Annotated in this window: 23 protein-coding genes; 8 read left to right on the top strand and 15 right to left on the bottom strand. The window is 68.7% G+C overall.

The genetic code is table 11. The features are described from left to right. Positions 1-185: 185 nt before the first annotated feature. Complete coding sequence (locus ACVOK1_RS08920; protein ID WP_481561795.1) at positions 186-1,082, top strand: LysR family transcriptional regulator; 897 nt, start codon at positions 186-188, stop codon at positions 1,080-1,082. A gap of 91 nt (positions 1,083-1,173) precedes the next feature. Here the strand turns inward: ACVOK1_RS08920 and ACVOK1_RS08915 are convergent, their stop codons facing one another. The 6 genes from ACVOK1_RS08915 to ACVOK1_RS08890 form a co-directional block, all read right to left on the bottom strand. Continuing rightward, on the bottom strand, positions 1,174-2,157 hold the full coding sequence (locus ACVOK1_RS08915) for an aldo/keto reductase (protein WP_313206693.1): 984 nt from the start codon (positions 2,155-2,157) through the stop codon (positions 1,174-1,176). 91 nt (positions 2,158-2,248) lie between these two features. Beyond that, complete coding sequence (locus ACVOK1_RS08910) at positions 2,249-2,827, bottom strand: hypothetical protein (RefSeq protein ID WP_108768019.1); 579 nt, start codon at positions 2,825-2,827, stop codon at positions 2,249-2,251. A 77-nt stretch (positions 2,828-2,904) separates the two neighbouring features. After that, a complete protein-coding gene (locus ACVOK1_RS08905; RefSeq protein ID WP_481561793.1) occupies positions 2,905-3,486 on the bottom strand; it encodes an RDD family protein in 582 nt (193 codons plus the stop codon). Between the two features lie 109 nt (positions 3,487-3,595). Then, the gene (locus ACVOK1_RS08900) at positions 3,596-4,303 is read right to left on the bottom strand and encodes a hypothetical protein (RefSeq protein ID WP_481561792.1); all 708 of its coding nucleotides are present in this window, start codon (positions 4,301-4,303) and stop codon (positions 3,596-3,598) included. 45 nt (positions 4,304-4,348) lie between these two features. Further along, positions 4,349-5,500: a PilT/PilU family type 4a pilus ATPase gene (locus tag ACVOK1_RS08895; protein ID WP_108768016.1), complete on the bottom strand. Its 1,152-nt coding sequence runs from the start codon at positions 5,498-5,500 to the stop codon at positions 4,349-4,351. A gap of 96 nt (positions 5,501-5,596) precedes the next feature. Then, positions 5,597-6,634 carry a type IV pilus twitching motility protein PilT gene (locus tag ACVOK1_RS08890; protein WP_004147099.1) on the bottom strand — a complete coding sequence of 346 codons (1,038 nt, stop codon included), beginning with the start codon at positions 6,632-6,634 and terminating at the stop codon, positions 5,597-5,599. A gap of 87 nt (positions 6,635-6,721) precedes the next feature. On the opposite strand from ACVOK1_RS08890, the gene ACVOK1_RS08885 reads away from it, so the two are divergent. After that, positions 6,722-7,399 (top strand): YggS family pyridoxal phosphate-dependent enzyme, encoded by a 678-nt coding sequence (locus ACVOK1_RS08885; protein WP_406232695.1) that lies wholly within the window; start codon positions 6,722-6,724, stop codon positions 7,397-7,399. Positions 7,400-7,414: 15 nt separating this feature from the next. Next, the gene (gene proC / locus ACVOK1_RS08880; RefSeq protein WP_481561791.1) at positions 7,415-8,242 is read left to right on the top strand and encodes a pyrroline-5-carboxylate reductase; all 828 of its coding nucleotides are present in this window, start codon (positions 7,415-7,417) and stop codon (positions 8,240-8,242) included. A 433-nt stretch (positions 8,243-8,675) separates the two neighbouring features. Here the strand turns inward: proC and ACVOK1_RS08875 are convergent, their stop codons facing one another. After that, a complete protein-coding gene (locus tag ACVOK1_RS08875; RefSeq protein WP_200751417.1) occupies positions 8,676-9,548 on the bottom strand; it encodes a LysR family transcriptional regulator in 873 nt (290 codons plus the stop codon). A gap of 96 nt (positions 9,549-9,644) precedes the next feature. On the opposite strand from ACVOK1_RS08875, the gene ACVOK1_RS08870 reads away from it, so the two are divergent. Then, positions 9,645-10,247: a short chain dehydrogenase gene (locus tag ACVOK1_RS08870; protein ID WP_481561790.1), complete on the top strand. Its 603-nt coding sequence runs from the start codon at positions 9,645-9,647 to the stop codon at positions 10,245-10,247. 67 nt (positions 10,248-10,314) lie between these two features. Here the strand turns inward: ACVOK1_RS08870 and soxR are convergent, their stop codons facing one another. Beyond that, a complete protein-coding gene (gene soxR, locus ACVOK1_RS08865; protein WP_108768011.1) occupies positions 10,315-10,749 on the bottom strand; it encodes a redox-sensitive transcriptional activator SoxR in 435 nt (144 codons plus the stop codon). Positions 10,750-10,778: 29 nt separating this feature from the next. On the opposite strand from soxR, the gene ACVOK1_RS08860 reads away from it, so the two are divergent. Then, positions 10,779-12,200: an MFS transporter gene (locus tag ACVOK1_RS08860; RefSeq protein WP_481561789.1), complete on the top strand. Its 1,422-nt coding sequence runs from the start codon at positions 10,779-10,781 to the stop codon at positions 12,198-12,200. A 275-nt stretch (positions 12,201-12,475) separates the two neighbouring features. On the opposite strand, the gene ACVOK1_RS08855 is transcribed toward ACVOK1_RS08860, so the two are convergent. Both ACVOK1_RS08855 and ACVOK1_RS08850 read right to left on the bottom strand, forming a co-directional pair. Beyond that, a complete protein-coding gene (locus tag ACVOK1_RS08855; RefSeq protein WP_481561788.1) occupies positions 12,476-14,497 on the bottom strand; it encodes an esterase/lipase family protein in 2,022 nt (673 codons plus the stop codon). Next, positions 14,494-15,471, bottom strand: a complete 978-nt coding sequence (locus tag ACVOK1_RS08850) for an Lnb N-terminal periplasmic domain-containing protein (RefSeq protein WP_481561787.1) — start codon at positions 15,469-15,471, stop codon at positions 14,494-14,496. Before ACVOK1_RS08850 ends, ACVOK1_RS08855 begins: the two co-directional genes overlap by 4 nt. A gap of 172 nt (positions 15,472-15,643) precedes the next feature. On the opposite strand from ACVOK1_RS08850, the gene ACVOK1_RS08845 reads away from it, so the two are divergent. Then, the gene (locus tag ACVOK1_RS08845; protein WP_313204426.1) at positions 15,644-16,048 is read left to right on the top strand and encodes a GFA family protein; all 405 of its coding nucleotides are present in this window, start codon (positions 15,644-15,646) and stop codon (positions 16,046-16,048) included. On the opposite strand, the gene ACVOK1_RS08840 is transcribed toward ACVOK1_RS08845, so the two are convergent. Continuing rightward, entirely contained in the window at positions 16,045-16,218 is a 174-nt protein-coding gene (locus ACVOK1_RS08840; RefSeq protein ID WP_164073627.1) for a hypothetical protein, read from the bottom strand. The genes ACVOK1_RS08845 and ACVOK1_RS08840 overlap by 4 nt on opposite strands. A 98-nt stretch (positions 16,219-16,316) precedes the next feature. Further along, positions 16,317-17,834: an MFS transporter gene (locus ACVOK1_RS08835; RefSeq protein ID WP_481561786.1), complete on the bottom strand. Its 1,518-nt coding sequence runs from the start codon at positions 17,832-17,834 to the stop codon at positions 16,317-16,319. A 106-nt stretch (positions 17,835-17,940) separates the two neighbouring features. On the opposite strand from ACVOK1_RS08835, the gene ACVOK1_RS08830 reads away from it, so the two are divergent. Further along, the gene (locus ACVOK1_RS08830; RefSeq protein ID WP_481561785.1) at positions 17,941-18,834 is read left to right on the top strand and encodes a LysR family transcriptional regulator; all 894 of its coding nucleotides are present in this window, start codon (positions 17,941-17,943) and stop codon (positions 18,832-18,834) included. Between the two features lie 32 nt (positions 18,835-18,866). Then, the gene (locus tag ACVOK1_RS08825; protein ID WP_481561784.1) at positions 18,867-19,661 is read left to right on the top strand and encodes a hypothetical protein; all 795 of its coding nucleotides are present in this window, start codon (positions 18,867-18,869) and stop codon (positions 19,659-19,661) included. Between the two features lie 495 nt (positions 19,662-20,156). Here the strand turns inward: ACVOK1_RS08825 and ACVOK1_RS08820 are convergent, their stop codons facing one another. From ACVOK1_RS08820 to ACVOK1_RS08810, 3 genes are all read right to left on the bottom strand, one after another. Then, positions 20,157-21,044 carry a LysR family transcriptional regulator gene (locus ACVOK1_RS08820; protein WP_481561783.1) on the bottom strand — a complete coding sequence of 296 codons (888 nt, stop codon included), beginning with the start codon at positions 21,042-21,044 and terminating at the stop codon, positions 20,157-20,159. 39 nt (positions 21,045-21,083) lie between these two features. Beyond that, positions 21,084-21,962, bottom strand: coding sequence for an SDR family NAD(P)-dependent oxidoreductase (locus ACVOK1_RS08815; RefSeq protein WP_481561782.1), 879 nt, complete (start codon positions 21,960-21,962; stop codon positions 21,084-21,086). Between the two features lie 85 nt (positions 21,963-22,047). After that, entirely contained in the window at positions 22,048-22,266 is a 219-nt protein-coding gene (locus ACVOK1_RS08810; RefSeq protein ID WP_108768001.1) for a hypothetical protein, read from the bottom strand. Positions 22,267-22,294: the final 28 nt, after the last annotated feature.

The raw sequence follows: 22,294 nt of genomic DNA, 5'->3' as shown, positions 1-22,294 counted from the left end.
GGGGCGGTTTGGTGGCGGACGGGGTGGCCGCCTTCGCCGCCCTGAGCCGTCTCGCAGCCGCCCCCCCGGCCGCCCTCCCCCCCCCCCCCCCCCCCCCCCCCCCCCCGCCTCCCACAGGAAGCCAGCTTTTGAAGTTGACGTTGCTTCGGCAGGTGCCGGGCGCAGCCCGGCCGTATCATCCCCTCATGCCCCGCGAAAACCTCAACGACCTGCAGGCCTTCGTCCACGTTGCCCGCCAGGGCAGCTTCACCAAGGCCGCCGCCCAGCTCGGCGTCTCCCAGTCCGCCCTCAGCCACGCCATGCGCGGCCTGGAAGAACGCCTCGGCGTGCGCCTGCTCACCCGCACCACCCGCAGCGTGTCCACCACCGAAGCCGGCGCCCGCCTGCTCGATACCCTCGCCCCGCGCCTGGCCGAGATCGAGAACGAACTGGCCGCGCTGGCCGAATACCGCGAGCGCCCCGCCGGCACCATCCGCATCAACGCCACCGGCCACGCCGCCGAATACCTCGCCTGGCCACGGCTGGCGCCGCTGCTGCAGCAGTACCCCGATCTGAACGTCGAACTGACCGCCGACTACGCGCTGGCCGACATCGTTGCCGAACGCTATGACATCGGCATCCGCCTCGGCGAACGCCTGGCCCGCGACATGGTGGCGGTGCCGATAAGCCCGCCGCTGCGCATGCGCGTGGTCGGTGCACCCAGCTACTTCCGCCAGCACACCGTGCCTCAGCACCCGCAGGAGCTGGCCGCGCACAACTGCATCACCCTGCGCCTGCCCACGCACGGCGGGCTGATGCCGTGGGATTTCGGCCAGGATGGCAATGAACTGAGCGTGCGTGTCAGCGGCCAGTGGACCTTCAACACCATGGGCATGACCCGCGAGGCCGCGCTGGCCGGCAGCGGCCTGGCCTGGCTGCCCGAGGACCAGGTGTTGGCCCTGCTGGAACAGGGCCGCCTGCAGTCGGTGCTGGATGGCTGGTGCCCGACCTTCGACGGCTACTACGCCTATTACCCGTCGCGTCGGCATGTCAGCGTGGCCATGCGCACGGTGCTGGATGCGCTGCGCGGGCCGATGGGGTGAGGGTCAAGGAGTGCGGACCAACGGTCCGCACCCACCGCCAACAATCCGCACCCACCACCAACGGCCCGCACCCACCACAGCACAGATCAGATCAGCCCTTGGCCTGCGCCGCGCGCTGCGCGTTGTAGCGCTCGCCGACGATCGACACTTCTTCCAGCACCTGGGCGATGCGCTGCAGCTCGTCCGTGGACAGCACCAGTTCGGTCGCGGCCAGGTTTTCCTCCAGGCGATGGACCTTGGTGGTGCCCGGAATCGGCACGATCCACGGTGCCTGCGCCAGCAGCCAGGCCAGTGCCACCTGCGCCGGGGTCGCGCCACGGGCCGCGGCAATCGTGCCGATGCGATCCACCAGCGCCTGGTTGGCGCGACGTGCCTCCACTTCGAAACGCGGCACGCTGTTGCGGAAATCGTTGTCGCTGAAGGTGGTATCGGCGGTGATGGTGCCGGTCAGGAAGCCACGGCCGAGCGGACTGAACGGCACGAAGCCGATGCCCAGTTCCTGCAGGGTCGGCAGCAGTTCGCGCTCCGGCTCGCGCCACCACAGCGAGTACTCGCTCTGCACCGCGGCCACCGGCTGCACCGCATGCGCACGACGCACCGTCGCGGCGCTGGCCTCGGACAGGCCGAAGTGGCCGACCTTGCCTTCGGCGATCAGGTCGCGCACGGTGCCGGCCACGTCCTCGATCGGCACGTTCGGGTCCACGCGGTGCTGGTAGAACAGATCGATGTGGTCGGTGCGCAGGCGCTTGAGGCTGGCCTCGGCCACCGCGCGGATGTTTTCCGGGCGGCTGTCCAGGCCGGTATCGGTGCGGGCGTCCTTGAAGCCGAACTTGGTGGCGATCACCAGCTTGTCGCGGTACGGCGCCAGTGCCTCGCCCACCAGTGCTTCATTGGTGTACGGGCCGTAGACTTCGGCGGTATCGAAGAAGGTCACGCCGCGCTCGACGGCGGCGTGCAGCAGGGCGATGCCCTGGCCGTGCTCGACCGGCGGGCCATAGCTGTGGCTCAGGCCCATGCAGCCCAGGCCAAGGGCGGAAACCTTCAGGCCACTGCGGCCGAGTTCACGTGTCTGCATCGTCATGCTCCAGAGGGGGAACGACGACGATACGCCCCTACCCCCGCTGGATTGAACGACCTGGATGGCAGTCGGTCATGACTGGATTTCATCAATCCACATTACCCATCGCGTAGCCCAGGACGGACAGCAGCAGCACCGCGCCGCCGGCCAGGGTCAGCAGGATGTGCCAGACACCGAAGCGATCCATGCGCTGCATGTCCACTTTTTCATCATGGTGGTACTGCCGCAGCAGGCTGTTGACCGGCAGCAGCGGCACGAAACCGAAGAGCGCGATCAGGGCGGCGCCGTTGGGCAGTCGACCGGCGAGGTTGAGCACGAAGAACAGCACGCCCAGCACCGCCGGCGCGAAAGCCAGCTGCCGACGCCGCGACTGCGCCACGTCGCGCAGGTCACTGAAGCACAGGAACGACCAGAGCGGGCAGAACACCGCGCGCGCCCACGGCCACTGTGTCCCGCCGGTCTCGCGCTTGATCGCGCGCCAGTTCTGCCAGAACCAGTACATCGGATACAGGCCCATCGACGCCAGCGACAGCGCGGCGATCTTCAGGGTGGACGGCGAGTAGTACGCCGCCGCGGTGGAGACTTCGAAACTGCGCGTTGCCGCAGGCAGCAGCGGTGGCGGCGCCGGCGATGCGGCCGGCGCGCGATAGGGGTCGTGCATGTCCATGTGCGAACCTTCTGGCGTGGTGTGGTGGTGCCGGCGCGCGGCCGGCGTCCTTCAGGCGGGCGCTGCGTTCTGCAACGTCACGCAGCGGCGATGCCGCGCGATGACCGGCGCACGCGTTCGATGTCCTGGCGATGCAGCACGTAGGTGCGGGCCATCATGTCGCCCAGGCGCTGGTGGTGCCTGGACACCAGTGCGGTGATGCCGGCGGGAATGCCACCGATCAGCATCGGATTGACCTCGATCAGGCGCATCAGCGTGCGGATGATGGACTGCCACCACGAGGGCCAGCCGCCCTGCAGGTTCACCACCCGGGTACCGGTGGCCAGCTTGCCCAGCGAGCCGCCCAGCTGGGTTTCCATGACCGGGTAATAGGCGACGAGCAGCAGCAGCAGAAACGGCATCACCGTCTGTGCCAGTGTCTCGCGCAGCAGGACACCCGGAACGAAGAAGACCAGCGCAAACACCATGGAATCGATGATCGTGGCGAGCCAGCGGCGTACCACCAGCGACGAGGAATAACCCGCGGCGATGGTGGCCGCAGTGAGCTGACGGCCCTCGCTGCTGAAGGTGATGGCGGTCATGTCCACCGGCCCCTGGGCAGCAGGCAGCGGCGGAGGCGCCGTCGTCGACGGCGCCCAGTACGGATCGTGCAATTCCATGTGCAACCCTGTGTGTCGCGCCGGCATGGTGCCGGCTCCCCCTGTCCCGCGAACGCGGTGACGGCGCGACTATCGCAGAGGCGCAGGAGCGGCGCCAGTGCTGCTCAGCTCACCCCATCGCCTGCAGGGCGTCGGTGCATCCGGCCAGCGCCATCATCAGTCGCCCGGCATTGCGGAAGGTCGGATCACGGGGCTCCCAACGGGTGATCAGACGCTGCTCGCCGTCGCGCAGCGACTCGAACGCCCACGTCGAACCATCCAGACCGAACCGCTCGTCCTCGCCCTGCATCGCAGCGAACGCGGCAACGACGGATGCCCATTCGCGCTCGCTCAACGCACGCGGCGGCGGACACGACCAGCGTATGGCGTCCGGGTCTTCGACACCCGGTGGAGGCGGTGGCTGCAGGTGCGGCTCCAATCCCGGGCCAGCACGGGCAATGATCCACGCCTGGCCCGCCGCATTGCGCTGCGCGCGTACGGTAATGCCGGAGAAGAACGAGGGAATCCAGGCAAAACGGTAGGCCTGCACAGGCAGGAGTCCGCAGCGGAACGAGGGCTCGGGCAGCCCCTCGACCCAGCGCAGCTGGCGCACGTAGCTGGTCGTGCTCAAAGCATGGAAACCGGGGAAAGGCAGCAGTTCCCCCGGGGGCGGCAGCAGCGCCTCGGCCGAAGGCACATACCACTGCTGTGCCTGCGGATCCGCGCAGCCCTGGGCCGCAACCGCAACCGCAGGCGCTGCGGCCGGCGACGGCGCCCGGCTGCAGGCCGGCTGCAGCAGCACGGCCGCCATCAGGATCATCACCGCTGTCGCACGCATGTCGCCCTCCCTGGCGTGGCGGGCGCCCGATGGCGCCCGCAGCGATCAACGAACTTCGGAAATCTCCACGCCATCCAGGCCCTGCGACAGGGTGCGCGCATCGCCGCCCTGGCTGAGCTTGATGCGCAGGCGCACTTCGTTCTGCGAATCGGCGTAACGCAGCGCGTCCTCGTAGCTGATCTCGCCGGCCTGGTACAGCTCGAACAGGCTCTGGTCGAAGGTCTTCATGCCCAACTCGACCGATTCCTTCATCAGCTCCTTGAGCTTGTGGATCTCGCCGTCGCGGATGTAGTCCTGCACCAGCGGCGTGCCCAGCAGGATCTCCATCGCGACCTTGCGCGAACGGCCATCGGGCGAAGGAACGAGCTGCTGCGCGACCACGCCCTTGAGGTTCAGCGACAGATCCATCAGCAGCTGGTTGCGGCGGTCTTCCGGGAAGAAGTTGATGATGCGGTCCATCGCCTGGTTGGCGTTGTTGGCATGCAGGGTGCACAGCACCAGATGGCCGGTTTCGGCGAAGGCGATGGCGTGGTCCATGCCCTCGCGGGTACGCACCTCGCCGATCATGATCACGTCCGGCGCCTGGCGCAGGGTGTTCTTCAGGGCCGCTTCCCAGCTGTCGGTATCGATGCCGACTTCGCGCTGGGTGATGATGCAGCCCTCGTGCTTGTGCACGAACTCAATCGGGTCTTCGATGGTGATGATGTGGCCGGTCGAGTTCTGGTTGCGGTAACCGATCATCGCCGCCAGCGAGGTCGACTTGCCGGTGCCAGTGGCGCCGACGAAGAGGATGATGCCGCGCTTGGTCATCGCCAGCGTCTTGATGATCGGCGGCAGGCTCAGTTCTTCCACGGTCGGGATGCGCGTTTCAATACGACGCAGCACCATGCCGACCTGGTTGCGCTGGTAGAAGCAGCTCACGCGGAAACGACCGACACCGGCCAGGCCGATGGCGAAGTTGCACTCGTGGGTCTTCTCGAATTCCTCGCGCTGTGCCGGGGTCATCACGTTGAGGACCAGGTCGCGGCTCTGCTGCGGGGTCAGCGGCGTCTGCGTGATCGGCGAGATCTTGCCGTTGACCTTGATCGCCGGCGGCATGCCCGCGGTGATGAACAGATCCGAGGCGCGCTGGTGCGCCATCAGCTTGAGGAACGAGGTGAAATCGATGGTGCTGGCGGTACTGGCGGTGCTGTTCATGGCGGGCTCCGAATGGGCGTTTGCCAGAGATCGGTCGGTGGACAGGACATCGCGGGACGGCGGCATGCATGCGCACCGCCCCACCGTTGCCTCGCCTTACTCGAACAGACGCTTGTCCTTGGCGTACTCGCGGGCCTGGTTGCGGGTGATCAGGCTGCGCTTGACCAGGTCCTGCAGGTGCTGGTCCAGGGTCATCATTCCGTACTGCTGGCCGGTCTGGATGGCCGAGTACATCTGCGCGACCTTGTCTTCGCGGATCAGGTTGCGGATGGCCGGGGTGCCGACCATGATTTCCCACGCTGCGGTACGGCCGCCGCCGACCTTCTTCAGCAGCGCCTGCGAGATGACCGCGCGCAGCGATTCGGACAGCATCGAGCGCACCATCGGCTTTTCGCCGGCCGGGAACACGTCGATGATGCGGTCGATGGTCTTGGCCGCCGAGCTGGTGTGCAGGGTGCCGAACACCAGGTGGCCGGTTTCCGCGGCGGTCAGCGCCAGGCGGATGGTTTCCAGGTCGCGGAGTTCGCCCACCAGGATGATGTCCGGATCCTCACGCAGTGCCGAGCGCAGTGCTTCGTTGAAGCCGTGCGTATCGCGGTGCACTTCGCGCTGGTTGATCAGGCACTTCTGCGAGGTGTGCACGAATTCGATCGGATCCTCGACGGTGAGGATGTGGCCGTATTCGTTCTTGTTGATGTAGTCGATCATCGCCGCCAGCGTGGTCGACTTGCCCGAACCGGTCGGGCCGGTCACCAGGATCAGGCCCTGCGGCTGCTGGATCACCTCGCGGAACAGCGGCGGGCAGGCCAGGTCCTCAAGGGTGAGCACCTCGGACGGAATGGTACGGAACACCGCACCGGCGCCGCGGTTCTGGTTGAAGGCGTTGACACGGAAGCGCGCCAGCGACGGAATCTCGAAGGAGAAGTCGACTTCGAGGAATTCCTCGTAATCGCGCCGCTGCTTGTCGGACATGATGTCGTACACCAGCGCATGGACCTGCTTGTGGTCCAGGGCCGGGATGTTGATCCGGCGAACATCGCCGTCCACGCGGATCATCGGCGGCAGGCCTGCAGACAGGTGCAGGTCGGACGCTTTGTTCTTTACGGAAAACGCCAACAGCTCGGCGATATCCATGAGCGGCTACTCCCCAATAACGGCTTCGACTGGAAGGATCTTTCCCCTGGCGGCAGTATAGCCTCCTGTCACACTGGAACGCGTTACGTGGCCACTGCCCTGCCCGAGATCCTGAGCAACCTGCACAACGCCGCCGAGGCCGCCGGGCGGCCACCGCCGCGCCTGCTGGCGGTTTCCAAGACCCAGCCGGCCGAGGCCGTGGCCGCCCTGGCCGCGCAGGGCCAGCGCGCCTTCGGCGAGAACTACGTGCAGGAAGCCCTGGCCAAGATGCAGGCGCTGCAGGCGCTGGGGCTGGAATGGCACCTGATCGGCCACCTGCAGTCGAACAAGGCCGAGGCCGTGGCCAGCCACTTCGACTGGGTGCAGAGCGTGGACCGGCCCAAGCTGGTAGCGGCCCTGGCCCGCCATCGCCCGGCCGGGCGCGCGCCGCTGAACGTGCTCATCCAGGTCAACATCGACGATGAATCCAGCAAGCACGGCTGTGCGCCGCAGGACGTGGACGCGCTGGCCGAGGCCATCGGCGCCGAGCCCACGCTGTGCCTGCGCGGGCTGATGGCCATTCCCGCGCCGTGGCCGGAAGCCGAGCGCCGTCGCGACGCCTTCGTGCGCATGCGCACACTTTTTGACTCGCTGGCCGCGCGCCATCCGCAGGTGGACACCCTGTCGATGGGCATGAGCAGCGACTACGCCGAGGCCATCGCCGAAGGTGCCACCCTGGTGCGCATCGGCACCGCCCTGTTCGGTGCGCGCCCGCGCCCGGCCTGAACCAAGGAATTCCGCATGACAGTTGAATCGATCACCTTCATCGGCGGCGGCAACATGGCCCGCAGCCTGATTGCCGGGCTGGTCCGCCAGGGCGTGCCGGCAGCGCAGATCCACGTGGCCGAGCCGGTGGCGGCCCTGCGCGAGGCACTGGCCGCCGATTTCGGCGTGCAGATCCATGACAACGCCGCCGAGGCCGCCGCGCAGGGCCAGACCTGGCTGCTGGCGGTGAAGCCGCAGGTGCTGCGCGAGGTCTGCCAGTCGCTGCAGGCGCTGGCCCAGGCGCAGGCGCAGGCACCGCTGGTGGTGTCCATTGCCGCAGGCATCACCAGTGCGCAGCTGCAGCGCTGGCTGGGCGGTGCGCTGCCGGTGGTGCGCGCGATGCCGAACACCCCTGCACTGCTCGGCGCCGGCGTGACCGGCCTGTATGCCACGGCGGCGGTGGATGCGCAGCAGCAGGCGCAGGCTGATCGCGTGCTGGCCAGCGCCGGGCGCACGGTGTGGATTGATGACGAGGCGCTGATGGATTCGGTCACCGCCGTGTCCGGCAGCGGCCCGGCGTATGTATTCCTGCTGGCCGAAGCGATGGAGGCGGCCGGCATTGCCCAGGGCCTGCCGGCCGACGCCGCCCGTGCGCTGGTGGTGCAGACCCTGCTGGGCGCATCGCGGATGCTGGACGAAGCCGGTGAGAGCCCGGCCGAACTGCGGCGCCGGGTGACCTCGCCCAACGGCACCACCCAGGCGGCGATCGAGAGCTTCCAGGCCGATGGTTTCGAGGCGCTGGTGGCCAAGGCGCTGCAGGCGGCGCAGCAGCGTGGGCGGGCGTTGTCGGCGGCGAATGATTGACCCGACCACCAGTAGATCCACGCCGTGCGTGGATGGAGCCTTCCCAGTGCACCGACACGCCGGCATCGACGCATGGCGTCGATCTACTGACCGCTTGGATCGATGCATGGCGTCAATGCAGCAGCGTGGGCGGGCGTTGTCGGCGGCGAATGATTGACCCGACCACCAGTAGATCCACGCCGTGCGTGGATGGAGCCTTCCCCAGTGCACCGACACGCCGGCATCGACGCATGGCGTCGATCTACTGACCGCTTGGATCGATGCATGGCGTCGATGCAGCAGCGTGGGCGGGCGTTGTCGGCGGCGAATGATTGACCCGACCACCAGTAGATCCACGCCGTGCGTGGATGGAGCCTTCCCCAGTGCACCGACACGCCGGCATCGACGCATGGCGTCGATCTACTGACCGCTTGGATCGATGCATGGCGTCGATCTACCCCACGTGCTGCAGCACGTACTCCACGAAACACTGCAGCCGCGGGCGTGGCCTCCGGTCCGGCAGGTAGATCAGATGCATCGGCCGCGGCTCCGGCACGTACCCGCGCAGCAGCGGCTTCAGGCGCCCGGCCGCGATATCCGCCGCCAGCAGCGCCGTCGGCTGCAGGATCAATCCGGCACCGGCCACCGCCGCTTCACGCAGCGCATAGCCATCGTTGCTGGTCAACCGTGCATCCCAATCGACCTGTTCGCCATTGGCCAGCTGCCAGCCATGGCCGCCGCGCCAGGCCAGATGGCTCAGGCAGTCATGCCCGGCCAGGTCGGCCGGCGTCCGTGGCGTGCCTCGCCGCCGCAGGTAGGCCGGCGATGCGCACAGGCTCATCGCATACGGCGGCAGCGGGCGCGCCACCAGTTCCTGCGAGGGCAGCGGCCCGACCCGGATCGCCGCATCGAAGCCATCTTCGATCAGGTCCACCCGGCGGTTGCTGAGATCCAATTCGATGTTCAACAGTGGCTGCGCGCGCAGCAGGCCCGACAGCAACGGTGCCAGCACGCAGCTGCCCCAGGTGGTGGGCGCACTGATCCGCAGCAGGCCCTGCGGCTGCCGCTGCAGCCCGGCCACATCGGCCTCGGCCTGCTGCACCTGCTCCAGCACCTGTCGGCAACCCGCCAGGTAGGCCGCGCCCGCCTCGGTCAGCCGCTGGTGACGGGTGTTCCGCTGCAGCAGCGCGGTGCCCAGGTGCGCTTCCAGCTGCTGGATGTATTTGCCGACCATCACCGCCGACACCTGCAGCTGCACGGCGGCCGCCGCGAAGCTGCCGTGCTCGGCCACGGCCACGAAGGCCTGCATGCAGCGCAAGGTATCCATTGCTAACTCTTGGTTAGGAATATGCGAATCATACGCCGCTTACCAAACCCATATCCGGCGGCGCAGACTGGAGCCCTTCCCCATGAGGACGCCACGATGAAGATCCTGCTTGTCGGTGCCAGCGGCACTCTCGGCCAGGCGGTCGCCCGCCACCTTGGCCAGCATCACGAGATTCTTGCCGCCGGCCGCCGCAGCGGCGCGCTGCGCGTGGATCTGGCCGACGATGAAAGTGTCTCGACCCTGTTCGCGCAGACCGGCCCGGTCGATGCGGTGATCTCGACCACCGGCAACGTGCATTTCGGCCCGTTGCAGACGATGACCGCCGCGCAGTTCAACAGCGGCCTGCAGGACAAGCTGCTCGGCCAGGTGCGGCTGGCGCTGGCGGCGCAACATCACCTGACCCCGGGCGGCTCGATCACCCTCACCACCGGCATCATCAGCGCGCAGCCGATCCGCGACGGCGTCAACGCCACCGCGGTGAACCAGGCGCTGGAGGGCTTCGTGCGCGCCGCCGCGCTCGAACTGCTGCCGCGCGGCCTGCGCATCAACGCGGTCAGCCCGAACGTGCTGGCCGAATCACTGGCGTCCTACGGCCCCTACTTCCCCGGCTTCGAAGCCGTACCCGCGCAGCGTGCGGCACTGGCCTTCCAGCGCGCCGTGGAAGGCATCCAGAGCGGCGAGACCCTCACCGTCTGGTAAAAAAAGGGGACGGAGGGGATTAAGTCGTTTGTGCACAAACGACTTAATCCCCTCCGTCCCCTTTTTGTCAGCCCCAGCGCATGGGGCCGTCGCCGCGTTCGCCGAGCACGTCGTCGGGGTTGGCCAGGCGGCAGCGCCTCAGTGACAGGCAGCCGCAGCCGATGCAGCCGGTCAGTTCATCGCGCAGCAGCTGCAGCATGTGGATGCGCTCTTCCAGTTCCTGCTGCCAGCGCGCGGACAGCCGCGCCCAGTCGGCCTTGGTCGGCGCGCGGCCCTGCGGCAGGGTCTCGAATGCGCGGGCCACCGCTTCCAGTGGCATGCCCACGCGCTGTGCAACGCGGATCACCGCCAGACGGCGCAGCACGTCGCGCGCATAGCGACGCTGGTTGCCCGCCGTGCGCAGGCTGCTGATCAGGCCCTTGCGCTCGTAGAAGTGCAGCGCCGACACCGCGACGCCGCTGCGACGGGCCACGTCGCCCACGCTCAGTTCCGCTTCCTGCATTGCTTGACCTCAACCATGGTTCAGGTGTCATGCTGCGTCCTTCGCCGCCGGATGACAAGCGCGGCCCGAGCATCTTCCCCCGCATGAACACCCCCACCGCAGCACCAGCGACGGCCACGTCCGCACCCGATTCCATCCTTTCGCCCGCCCACCGCAGCACCACCATCGGCATGGTCGTGCTGGTCGCCCTGCTCGCCTTCGAAGCACTGGCCGTGGCCGCGGCGATGCCCACCGTGGCCGAGGCACTGGATGGCCTGCGCCTGTACGCGCTGGCCTTCGGCGGCACCCTGGCCACCAGCGTGGTCGGCATGACCGTGGCCGGGCGCTGGACCGACCGCAGCGGCCCGGCGCGACCGCTGTGGTGGGGCCTTGCCTGCTTCGTGCTGGGCCTGCTGCTGGCCGGCCTGGCCACGCGCATGGGCACGCTGGTCGCAGGGCGCCTGCTGCAGGGCCTGGGCAGCGGCGCGATCTCGGTGGCGCTGTACGTGATGGTCGGCCGCAACTATCCCGAGGGGCTGCGGCCGAAGGTCTTCGCTGCGTTCTCGGCCGGCTGGGTGGTGCCGTCGATGGTGGGGCCGGCGCTGAGCGGCCTGATCGTGCAGCACCTGGGCTGGCGCTGGGTGTTCCTGATCGTGCCACTGCTGGCGATTCCGGCGGCGTTGATGCTGCGCCCGGCGCTGGCGCGGCAGGCGCCCGTTGAAGCCCGCGACGAGGACAGCAGCGGCGATGTCGTGCGCTGGGCCATCGGTGCATCGCTGGCCGCGCTGCTGCTCTATTTCGGTGGCCAGCAGCAGGGCGTGCCGGCGCTGGCCTGCATGGGCGTGGCCGTGGTCAGTCTGCTGCTGTGCGGGCACCGCCTGTTGCCGCCGGGCACGCTGCGCCTGCGCCGGGGCCTGCCCAGCGTGATTGCGTTGCGTGGTGTCGCCGCCGCGGCGTTCTTCGCCTGCGAGGCTTACCTGCCGCTGCTGCTGCAACGTGAGCGCGGCCTGTCGCCGAGCTGGGCGGGCGCCGTGCTGAGCCTGGGCGCACTGGGCTGGTTCAGTGGCTCGTGGCTCCAGGGCCACCAGCAGCGCGGCTGGTCGCGGCAGCAGCTGCTGCGCGTGGGCACGGTGCTGATGACCATCGGCATCACCGCCACCCTGGCGGTGCTGTTCAACGCGGTGCCACTGCCTGTCGCGCTGCTCGGCTGGACGGTCACCGGTTTCGGCATGGGCATGATCTACGCCAGCCTGTCGGTGCTGACGCTGTCGCTGTCCGCGCCGCAGGAACAGGGCCGCAACAGTTCGGCCCTGCAGTTGAGCGAGGCGCTGTGCGTGGCTACCGCGCTTGCGTTGTCGGGTGCGTTGTTCGCGCTGTTCGTCGAGCAGGCGCCGCATACCGGTTACGTGCTGTGCCTGGCGATCACGGTGGGGCTGGCGGTGCTGGGCGCGGTGGTCGCGCGGCGGGTGTAGTCGCTGTTTGGGGTCAGAGCCCTTTCCTGCGGAAAGGGATCTGACCCCGGGGTGGGGGGGCGGGGGTGGCGGCGGAGGGCGGCCCCCCCCCCCACGCGCGCCCGGGGGGGGGGGCCGCGCCGCGGCCGCCCCCCGGGGGGGGGGGGGGGGGGCGGGGGGCGGGGCCCCGGGTGGGGGGGCTGGGTTGGTGGGCCCACCCCCCCCTCCTGGCCTAAGCGGCTTGCCACCCCGGGGTCGGATCCGTTTTCGCAGAAAACGGCTCCGACCCCCGCATGTCACGGCCGGTTACCGGTCGCCACCTCATCGATGTCACGGTGCAGGATGCGCCGCACTTCCAGCACCGCCTGCGGGCTTTCCTGCACGCTGTGCCCGGAGATGATCACTTTCTCCGACTGCGCGCCCGGCAGGTGCGCGCTCCAGTACGGCACCAGGCCATCGTCGGATTTCTCCAGCGGCAGTTCCGGTTTGCGCTGGGCGATGATCGAGTGGTACTTCAGCCCCGGCTCGATCGGCAGCTGCGCGGCGGCCTTCACGAACGGATCGCTGGCCTTGAGGTTGTCGATGCTGTTGGGGATCTTTGGCTTGGCGGTGCCATCGACCTGCTGCTCGGCCTGCGCCAGCGCCAGGAACACGTCCTCGAACTTGCCCAGGATGGTCAGCGGCAGGCGCACCAGCCGGCCGATCAGGCGGCCGACCTTGTTGCCGGCAATGTCGGTGCCCTGGTGCGGGGCGGCGATGAAGATCGCACGCTCCACGTTGGGTTGCGCCTTGAAGTGCAGCAGCGGCCCCAGCTTGCTCTGCACGCGGTTCAGGCGTTCGCCCTTCAGGTCATAGTTGGCCAGCAGGTCGTTCCACAGCACATCACCGGAATCACTCACCAGCAGCCGCGCCAGCACGCCGCCCATGCTGTGGCCGATGTAGACCATGTCCTTCGATGCACGCGTGCTGCCGCTGGGATCGAAGTGCTGCAACGTGTCGTTGAAGGCGTTGGCGATCTCGTAGCGGTTCAGGGCGATGGGCGCGTTGGTCGGGTAATAGACCTGCCACACCTGGAACTGCCGGCGCAGCTCCGGGTCGCCCATGATCTCGTTGGCCAGGTTCACCCACGCTTCCGGGCTGCTGGCCAGGCCGTGCAGCATGAAGATGATGCGGCGGTTCGGGTCCCACGGCTGCATCAGGTAGATGTGCGGCTCGCCGATGCCCTCGCTCAGGCCAAACAGCGTGCGCAGCGACTGCGTGGCGAAGCCACTCTGCGCCAGCCACAGGCCATAGGCCGCGGTGAAGTTGCCGGCCAGCGGCACCTGTTCGCCATGCAGGGTGATGCGCTCGGTGGCTTCCGGCGAATAAGCATCCAGTTCGACCCGCCGCGTGCGCATCACATCGTCCAGGCTGTCGCCCTCGAAGCGCAGCAGCGCGGTGACATTGACCGAGGACATCTCGCTGAACTCGGGCACGCTGTCGTCATGCCGATGGCGGCGTCCGCGCGCGCCGTCATCTTCGTCCGGTGGGGTCTCAGCCTTGGGTCCGTCGGCGGCCACCACCGGCACCACCAGTTTCGGCGGATCCATCACCATCACCAGCTCGGCACCGAAGCCATCGCGGCGGTAGGTGCTGCGCAGGCCGACGAAGCTGACCGAACCGGCCGGCACCAGCTGCGAAGGAATGCTTTTCAGTGCCAGCTGCTGGTAGTTGGCCGCCAGCGTCCAGCTGCCGGCAGACATCGGCCGGGTGTAATCCTCGCCGGCCAGCGCCGCCGCCCGTGCACGCGCGAACAGCACCACGGCGGCCTTTTCCGCCGCGTAGTTGTAGTAGTCGCGCACCTGCGTCTGCCGGTCCTCGAACGCACGGTCCGAGGGCGAGCGACCGCTGAAGAACAGGTAGGCATAGCCGTACCGCGCGGCCTCCAGCCAGGCATCGAGTGCGGCATCGCTCATCGGCGGCTCGCCGGCGGCGTGCTTCTTCGGGGTCAGCGCCAGCGCGGCCTTCACCCATAGTTCGGACAGGGTCGACAGCCGCTGCTCGACATTCAGGTCATCGGTCATCAGCAGCGTGCTGCGGCAGACCAGGAAGTCCTTCTCGCACTGCGATTCGTCCAGGCCGGCGGCACTGAGCGTCTCGCGCGAGGCCGGGCTGAGCTTGCCGGTGTTGAGCACGTCGGCGCGCTTGTTCACCAGCGAATCGCTGGACGCCACCTGCTTGACGGTAACCATGGCGCAGCCGCTGCCACCCAGCAGGACGAACGCAGCCAGCAGCGCCGGCAGCACGCGCTGCCAGCGGATCGGGAAATCGAGGGTCATTGCTGCGGGTCCTGCTCGGTGCCGGGAATGCCGCGGCGGATCACGGTGGAATAGTTCTCGCCCGCGGCCATGTGCAGCGCGCGCTCGGTGATGCGGCCCTTGGCGTGCAGCTCGGCATACGGCACGCCGGGCATCAGCGCCCCCACCTCCTGTGCGTACTCGGCCAGGTAGCCGGAGAGCAGCAGGCGATAGTCCAGCGGCAGGCCGGGGGCGATATGCCGGGCCAGGTCGAAGACGATCGTGGTGCAGTTGCTGGTAGCCGTGTTGTAGAACGCCGGTGCGGCATCCAGCTGCTTCGCCTCATCGAGATAGGCAGCGAACAACGCTTTGAGCTGGCCGCGATCCAGCCCGTACAGGCGGTACAGGTAGACGTCCTCGCCACGGGCATTGGTGCGCGTGCGCAGGATATCGGTCTCTTCGGAGGCGACCAAAGTCATCTCGAAGCGACGGAAGAAGCCACCCAGGGCCGAGAACGATTCGCCCTGCTCCTTGCGGATTTCCAGCGAGAACACCAGGTGGCGGCCATCGTCGAAACCGAAGGACACCAGGGTGTGGGCGATGGCCGGGCCCATCCAGTACGACAGCACCAGATCGGCCGAGCGCAGCTGGTCCAGATCGTATTCGCGGCGCACCCAGCGCGCGTCATGGTCGGTCTCCGTGCGCCAGGTGAAGTCACGCACATTGTCCAGCACCACGTGGCGGCCATCGAAGGATTCAACGTGCAGGCGCTGGGCCACGTCGTCAGCCCAGTCGCGGTCCTGGCGTGGGGTCAGCAGCAGCCACCACAGGCCCGCCAGCGCCACCGACGCCACGTAGAAGCCGGTCCAGCGCTTCGTGCCTTTCCCGCGCGCCACCGTCAACGCCGTCCACAGCGCGGCCAGCAGCCACAGCACGGCCACGCCCGCCGACAGCCAGCCCGGCCCGGGCAGCTGGTAGGCGAACAAACCGGCCACCCACAGCGCGAGCAGCGCCATGGCACATGCTGTCATCCAACGTCCTGCGGCTCTCACGGGCATCCTGTCGCGTACGGGGGGCGGCATAGTTAGCCACAAGCCGGCTGACGCTGGCATCACCGACCCATTCAGCAACGGGCGCGGGCCAGCCTGTCAGCGCATACTGGCCGGGTCACCACAGCAGGGAACAGCGATGGGAATCACCTCCGTAGCCGGCGTGGCCGTGCAGCCCCGGCACCGCGCCACCTGCCATTGCGGCGCAGTGGAGCTGCTGCTGGACCTGCCCGACGGCATCGTCGACCCGCGCCGCTGCGACTGCTCGATGTGCCGGCGCCGCGGTGCCATCGCCGCCAGCGTCACCCGCGAGGGGCTGCAGGTGGTGCGCGGCCAGGACCAGCTGCGCCTGTACCAGTTCAACACCCACGTGGCGGAACATTACTTCTGCGGCGTCTGCGGCATCTACACCCATCACCGGCGCCGCTCCAACCCGGACCAGTACGGCTACAACGTCGCCTGCCTGGAAGGCATCGATCCCTTTGCGCTGGGCATCATCCCTGTCAATGACGGGGTCAACCATCCCGCCGACCGCACGGCCTAGTGGCGCGTGCGGCGCGTGGCCGGGGCAACCTTCTGCCACGGTGCCATGCCGCTGCGCCCGGCGCGTGCGGGGCGCTTCAGCCACGGCCTGCGCGGTGGCAACGGCGGTTCGAGGGCCATCGGCGGCGGCAACGGACGGCGGCTGGGCCAGAGATGATCAAGCAGCCACATGGCAGGTCTCCGTGGGGGACGGGGATGACCGACTCTAGGCGTACGGCGGCATAGGCCGCGTGAGTCCTTGCCTACACGGCGATGACATCCCGCGCGACTTACGCCGAGTCGGCCACGCCTTCATGCGACGGGGCGCTGCGCCCCAGCAGCAGCTGCAGCAGCAGCGCGCAGGCAAAGGTCAGCGCAGACAGCACGCGCAGCAGGGTGGCCAATGCCTCGCCACTGGCCTGCTGCAGTTCGGCCACTGTGGCGTGCGGCAGCCATGCCTGCGCGGTCTCCAGATCACCGGTCACCAGATACATCGATGCCGATGCCGTAGCCTCCGGCCAGGCCGACGGCAGGTAGCGTCCGATCAGCCCCGCCAGCAGCGCGGTCACCGCCGCCAGGGCAATGCCTTCGCCGGCCACGCGCACGGTGCCGAACATGCCGGCGGCCATGCCGGCACGCTGTACCGGCACCACGCTGACCGACAGGCCGTCCATCAGGCCCCACGGCAGCGCCGCGCCTGCACCGATCAGCAGCAACGGCGGAATCCACAGCATCGGCACCGGCGTGGCGGCATGCCGCGACAACCACCACAGGCCCTGCGCGCACAGCAGCAGGCCCAGCGTGCACAGCAGCGTGCTGCCGACGTGCTGCGCCCAGCGTGCGGCCAGCATCGGCAGCACCAGCAACGGCGCCGACAACGCCAGCATCTGCAGGCCGACGATGCCCGTGCCCTGCCCGTGCACGCCCAGCAGCTGCAGCGGCAGCACCACCAGCAGCACCACGTAGCCGAAGCAGGTCGCCACCGGCAGCAGCTGCACGCCGACGAAGGCGCGCTGCGAGAACAGCGAGAGATCAAGCAGCGGTGCAGCCTGCCGGCGCTCGATCCAGACGAACAGCGACGCCAGCACGACGCAGGCGAGGAACGCGATCTGCACGCGCGGCATGCCGATGCCGTGCTCACCCAGCCACAGCAGCGCCAGGGTCAGGCTGGCCAGCATCAGGCTGAAGACCAGCATGCCCGCCACATCCAGGCGCACGCGATCGCCATGGCTTTCGCGCAGTACGCGCGCACCCAGCGCGCAGGCCAGCAGGGCCAGCACGCCGCTGGTGGCGAACACGCTGCGCCAGCCGGCCAGCTGCAGCAGGGCCCCGGCCAGCAGTGGTCCCAGTGCAAGGCCGGCACCGAAGGTGGTGCCGAGCAGGGCGAACGCGCGCGCACGGCCGGGCCCCTGCCAGGCGTGCGCCAATGCCGCCGTGCCCGAGGCCAGCGCGGCGGCGGCGGCAACGCCCTGCAGGCCGCGCGCGATATCCAGCCACACCAGGTCAGGCGCCAGGCAGACGCAGGCAGTGGTGGCAGCGAAGCCAGCGGTTCCGGCCAGGAACACGCGACGCCGGCCCAGCCGGTCGGCCAGCGCACCGGCCGCCAGCAGCAGGCCGCCAAAGGTCAGCATGAAGGCATTGGTCACCCAGGCCAGCGCCAGCGGCGAAGCGCCCGGCCCCAGCTGCAGCGACGGGACGACCACCGCACCTGCGGAAAAGGCCAGCGGCAGCGCGAGCGCGGCCAGGCACACGGCGAGCAGCGCACCGCGTCCAGCGGCGCGGGAATCCTGGGTACCACGGGGGTCCATGCGGTCCTCCTTTCACGAAGGGCCGTGATGATGAATGTGCGTCGGTCCGGGAAAAACGCGTTGCAAGGATGTTGATTGCGTCTATACATTCCGCAATCATCCCGACATGGACTCGATTTCCGCCCTGCTCGCCTTTGTCCGCACTGCCGAGGCCGGCAGCATCGTCGGCGCCGCCCGCGTTCTCGGCCTCACCGCTTCGGCGGTCGGCAAGCGCATCGCCCGGCTGGAACAGGACCTCGGCACGCGCCTGTTCCATCGCACCACCCGCCGCCTGCACCTGACCGACGAAGGCGAACTGCTGCTGCAGCGCTGCCGGCGCGCCCTGGATGAGCTGTCCGACGCGCAGGCCGATCTCGCCCATCGGCAGCACGCGCCGCGCGGGGTGCTGCGCATCGGCCTGCCGACCATCGGCTACCGCTTCCTGCTGCCGGTGCTTCCCGGCTTCCAGCAGCGCTATCCGCAGGTGCAGCTGGAACTGGATTTCAACGACCGCCTGGTGGATGTGGTCAACGAAGGACTGGATGCGGTGATCCGCAGTGGCGAGCTGGCCGACTCCAGCCTCATGGCACGCCAGCTGGGTACGTTCCGCTTCATGGTGTGTGCATCGCCGCAGTACCTGCAGGCATGCGGCATGCCGCAGCAGCAAGCGGACCTGCAGCGGCTGGCGGCGGTGCGCTTCCGCTTTCCCAGCAGCGGCAAGCTGCAGCCGTGGACCCTGCCCGGCCATCACGGCGACGCCGCCGCCGACATGGCCACCAGCATGACCTGCAACAACATGGAGGCGATGCTGTCGGCCACCATCGGCGGCATGGGCGCGGGCTGGATGCCCGATTTCCTTGCGGCCGATGCACTGGCCGATGGTCGCCTGCAGGACGTGCTGCCCGCGCTGCCGCACCAGCAGGGTCAGTTCTCGCTGCTGTGGCCCGGCAACCGCCAGCCCAGCGCGCGCCTGCGGGTGTTCATCGATTACATGGTCGAACACCTGTTCGGCGCTCGATAGACTGGGCGGCCACATCGGAAGCGGCCGCGCATATGGCGATCAAACACCTGGACGTACTGAAACTGCTTGCCGCCGCCGGCCTGGTCGAGGCCATCGATGGCGACGTGAAGCGCTGCGCGCACTGGGCGCGCCTCGGCCCTGAGGCGACCGCGCGCGAGCCTGCGCAGATCGGTGCAGAGGTGATCGAAAACGTGCTGCTGCGCTGGAACTGCATCCTGCAGGCCGACCCGGCCGAGGTTGCGCCGCTGTATGTGCACAAGACCGCGTTGGCGCTGGCGGTGTGCCTGCACCGGCAGGGCTTCGTCGATGTGCAGCTCACCGACGCAGCGGTTGCGGCCATTGCGGCGTTGAATGCCGCCGTCGCGTTGAACGACACCTTCCATCGCCGCAGTGCAGATATCGAGGCGCTGCTGCGCAGCCCGGCAGTGATGCCGGCACGCCGCCCCCCGCTGCTGAAAGCGCACACCGCCTGGCGCGCCGGCGACGTCGTGGGCATGCAGGTCGCCGACCGCCACCATGCCTTCCACGTACTGGAGGTCAGCCAGGGCGCGCCCATCGTCGAGTTCTACGACATCGTGCAGGCCACGCCACTGGCATGGGAACACCTGCAGGGTGTCATCGCCCGTGGCCAGCGGCTCAACGATGGCCGTCACTACCTGGACCGCCACGCGCTGTACGGCCTGCAGCACCAGCCCGACCCGGCCCACCAGTTCCGCCTGCTCGCCAGCGGCATCGCGCAGGGCCCTGACAGCACCCATCTTGCGCGGCACTCCGGCCTGTACGCGGTCACCGATGTTTTCCGCATGACGCGCGACCTGTTGCCTTAGGACAGGACGCGCCGCCACACACGCGATAAATGCACCACCCGCCGCCACTCCCCAGATGAGGTGCGCCCTGCCTGGACAGGGCTGCAGCACTCACACCCACGCAATACCGTGGATGGGCGGCGGGCGATGCGGGTTGGCGTACCGGCAACTCTGGAGCGGACCGGCGGATCGCGGTGATCCCCACACATCACCCACCACGGACCAGCGGGCCGCGTCATCCGGAAAACGCCCTCCTTGGACATCTTTCCGGACACGCGCCAGAGTTGTTTGTGGGACGCCAATCCCAGCCAGCCATGACAGCCGGCGAAGGGATGCTGACCGCCTGCACCGACGCTGGCTGTAGGGCTTACCCGCAGGCACCGATCAGGAATCTACGGATCGTCATCCCGCTGCCCTGAAACCCTTGCCCTGCGGTGCCCGCGCAGCGGCGCAGCAGCGTGCTGCAGCCCGCGTATCAGGTGCTGCGTGGCCGGCGAACGCATGCCACGATGTCGATCACGACAGATCCGGCCCGGCAGCCATCGCCAGGAAGTGCTGCAGCACCGGCCCCGCCGCGCCTGGCCGTGTGCAGAACTGCAGTTCGAAACCAGCCTCGGCGCCATCGATCACGCGGTACACCACTTCCTGCGGACGGAAGCTGGCCATCCTGGCCGGCACGATCGCCACGCCCGCGTCCACCGCCACCAGCGACAGCACCGCATGCATGCCCTGCGCTTCCTGCACCACGCGCGGGGTGAATCCAGCCGAGGTACACAGGCCCAGCACCTGCGCATGGAAGCCGATGCCCTCGCCTGCCGGCCAGGACACGAAGGGTTCGTCCACCAGCATCGCCACGCTGAGCGGCTCACATGCGGCCAAAGCGTGGCTGCGCGGCAAGGCGATGGCCAGGCGATCGTGGTCGAAGCCCTGCAACGCCAGTTCGGTGGATGGAATGGGCGGGATCAGCACGCCCAGGTCGATGCGCTCCTCGCGCAGCCATTGCTGCTGCTGCCGCGAGGTGGCCTCATGCAGGTGCAGCTGCACCTGCGGAAATGCCTGGCGGAACCGGCGGATCAGATCCGGCAGGCGACCATACAGGGCGCTGCCCACATAACCCACGCGCAGGCTGCCGATCTGCCCGGCCGCCGCTTCGCGGGTGCGCTGCAGGGCCTGACCGGCCTGCTGCAGCGTGGCACGCGCTTCCACCAGCAGGGTCTGCCCGGCGGCGGTCAGCCCCAGCGTGCGGTTGCCGCGCACGATCAGGCGGGTACCGACCTCATCTTCCAGCCGCCGCATCGCCGCCGTCAGCGGTGGCTGCGACATGTGCAGGCGCGCGGCGGCGCGATGGAAATGCAGTTCTTCGGCCACCGCCACGAACTGGCGGAGCAGGCGCAGATCGATCATGTCGACACGGGCAGCAGGAAGGCTGCCTAGGGTACGCGCTCAGCCGCGTGCGTCGACACTCGGCCGGGCGATCACCGGCCACTGCAGGGCCACCGATTCGATGCTGTCCGCGACGACCGCACGCAGGTCGCGCGGGTAGCCCACGTGTTCGGCTTCCTGCAGGCGCAACGCGTGGAACTGCCCGTTGCTCGCACGCAGCACCCAGCCGCCTTCGCGACAGCGCGTCGATGCGAGGAACGCTACGCCGCTGGCCACCGCGTCCGGGTGCAGTTCGTCGGGTTCGCCGTCGATGCCCCACATGCGGGTCTTGGCCACCGGCGAAACCGCATTGACCACGATGCCGTGCTCGGCGCCCTCCAGCGCCAGCACGTTGGCCAGCCCCAGCGCGGCCATCTTCGCCATCGCGTAACCGGCCAGGCCCTTCTGCGCGTACTGCGGGTACAGCGCGCGGTCGGAGGTGGTCACCACGATGCGGCCACCACCGGCCTCGCGCATCGCCGGCCAGGCGGCCTGGGCCAGCCACAGCGGCGTCTTGGCCGCCACCCGCAGCATCTGCTCCAGCGCATCGTCATCCACCGCCTCGAGCAGTTCGTACGCCACCCAGCCGGCGTTGTGCACGATGAAGTCGATGCGGCCGTGGCGCTGCAGCACGTCGCGGACCAGTGCGTGGCAGCACGCACGCTCGTCGATCGCGCCGGAGGCCGCCTCCACCGACAGGCCCTGCGCCTGCAGTGCGGCCACCGCGTCGCCGATGCGGCTGGCGTCGCTGCCGCGACCATCCAGGCCGGCACCCACGTCATGCATCACCACGTGCGCGCCGCGCTGGGCCATCAAACGGCTGTAGGCCAGGCCGAGACCGCCGGCCGCGCCGGTCACCAGGCCGACCTGGCCTGCAAAGGAAATGGGGGAAGGTTTCATCCGCCGCAGCATGGGCGATACGCCCACGCTACGGCCAATACCGATTTCCCCCGCGCACGATAGTTGCTGCGTATCGCCCATGGATTCAGGCATCCCAATCGCTGCGGCTGATACGCGAAATGCGCCATCCGCCGTGCGAGGTGAAGCGCCCGCTGTCCCCCCATACCGCAAAACGCACCCCGACCAGCGATGCACGCAGGCGTGAGCAATGCCATTCCCGTGCCTTGCCGTAGGCCTTGGCAAAGCGGTGCAGCACCCCGCCGTTCCGCTTTTCCGGGCGGTGGACCGGTTGATCATCGTGCATGTTGCGTTTCCCCTGTTATTCCAGCAGT

It is taken from the genome of Stenotrophomonas sp. STEN087, from assembly GCF_056759115.1.
Note: the sequence above shows the minus strand (reverse complement) of the source record. Positions and strands in the feature narration are given on the sequence as shown.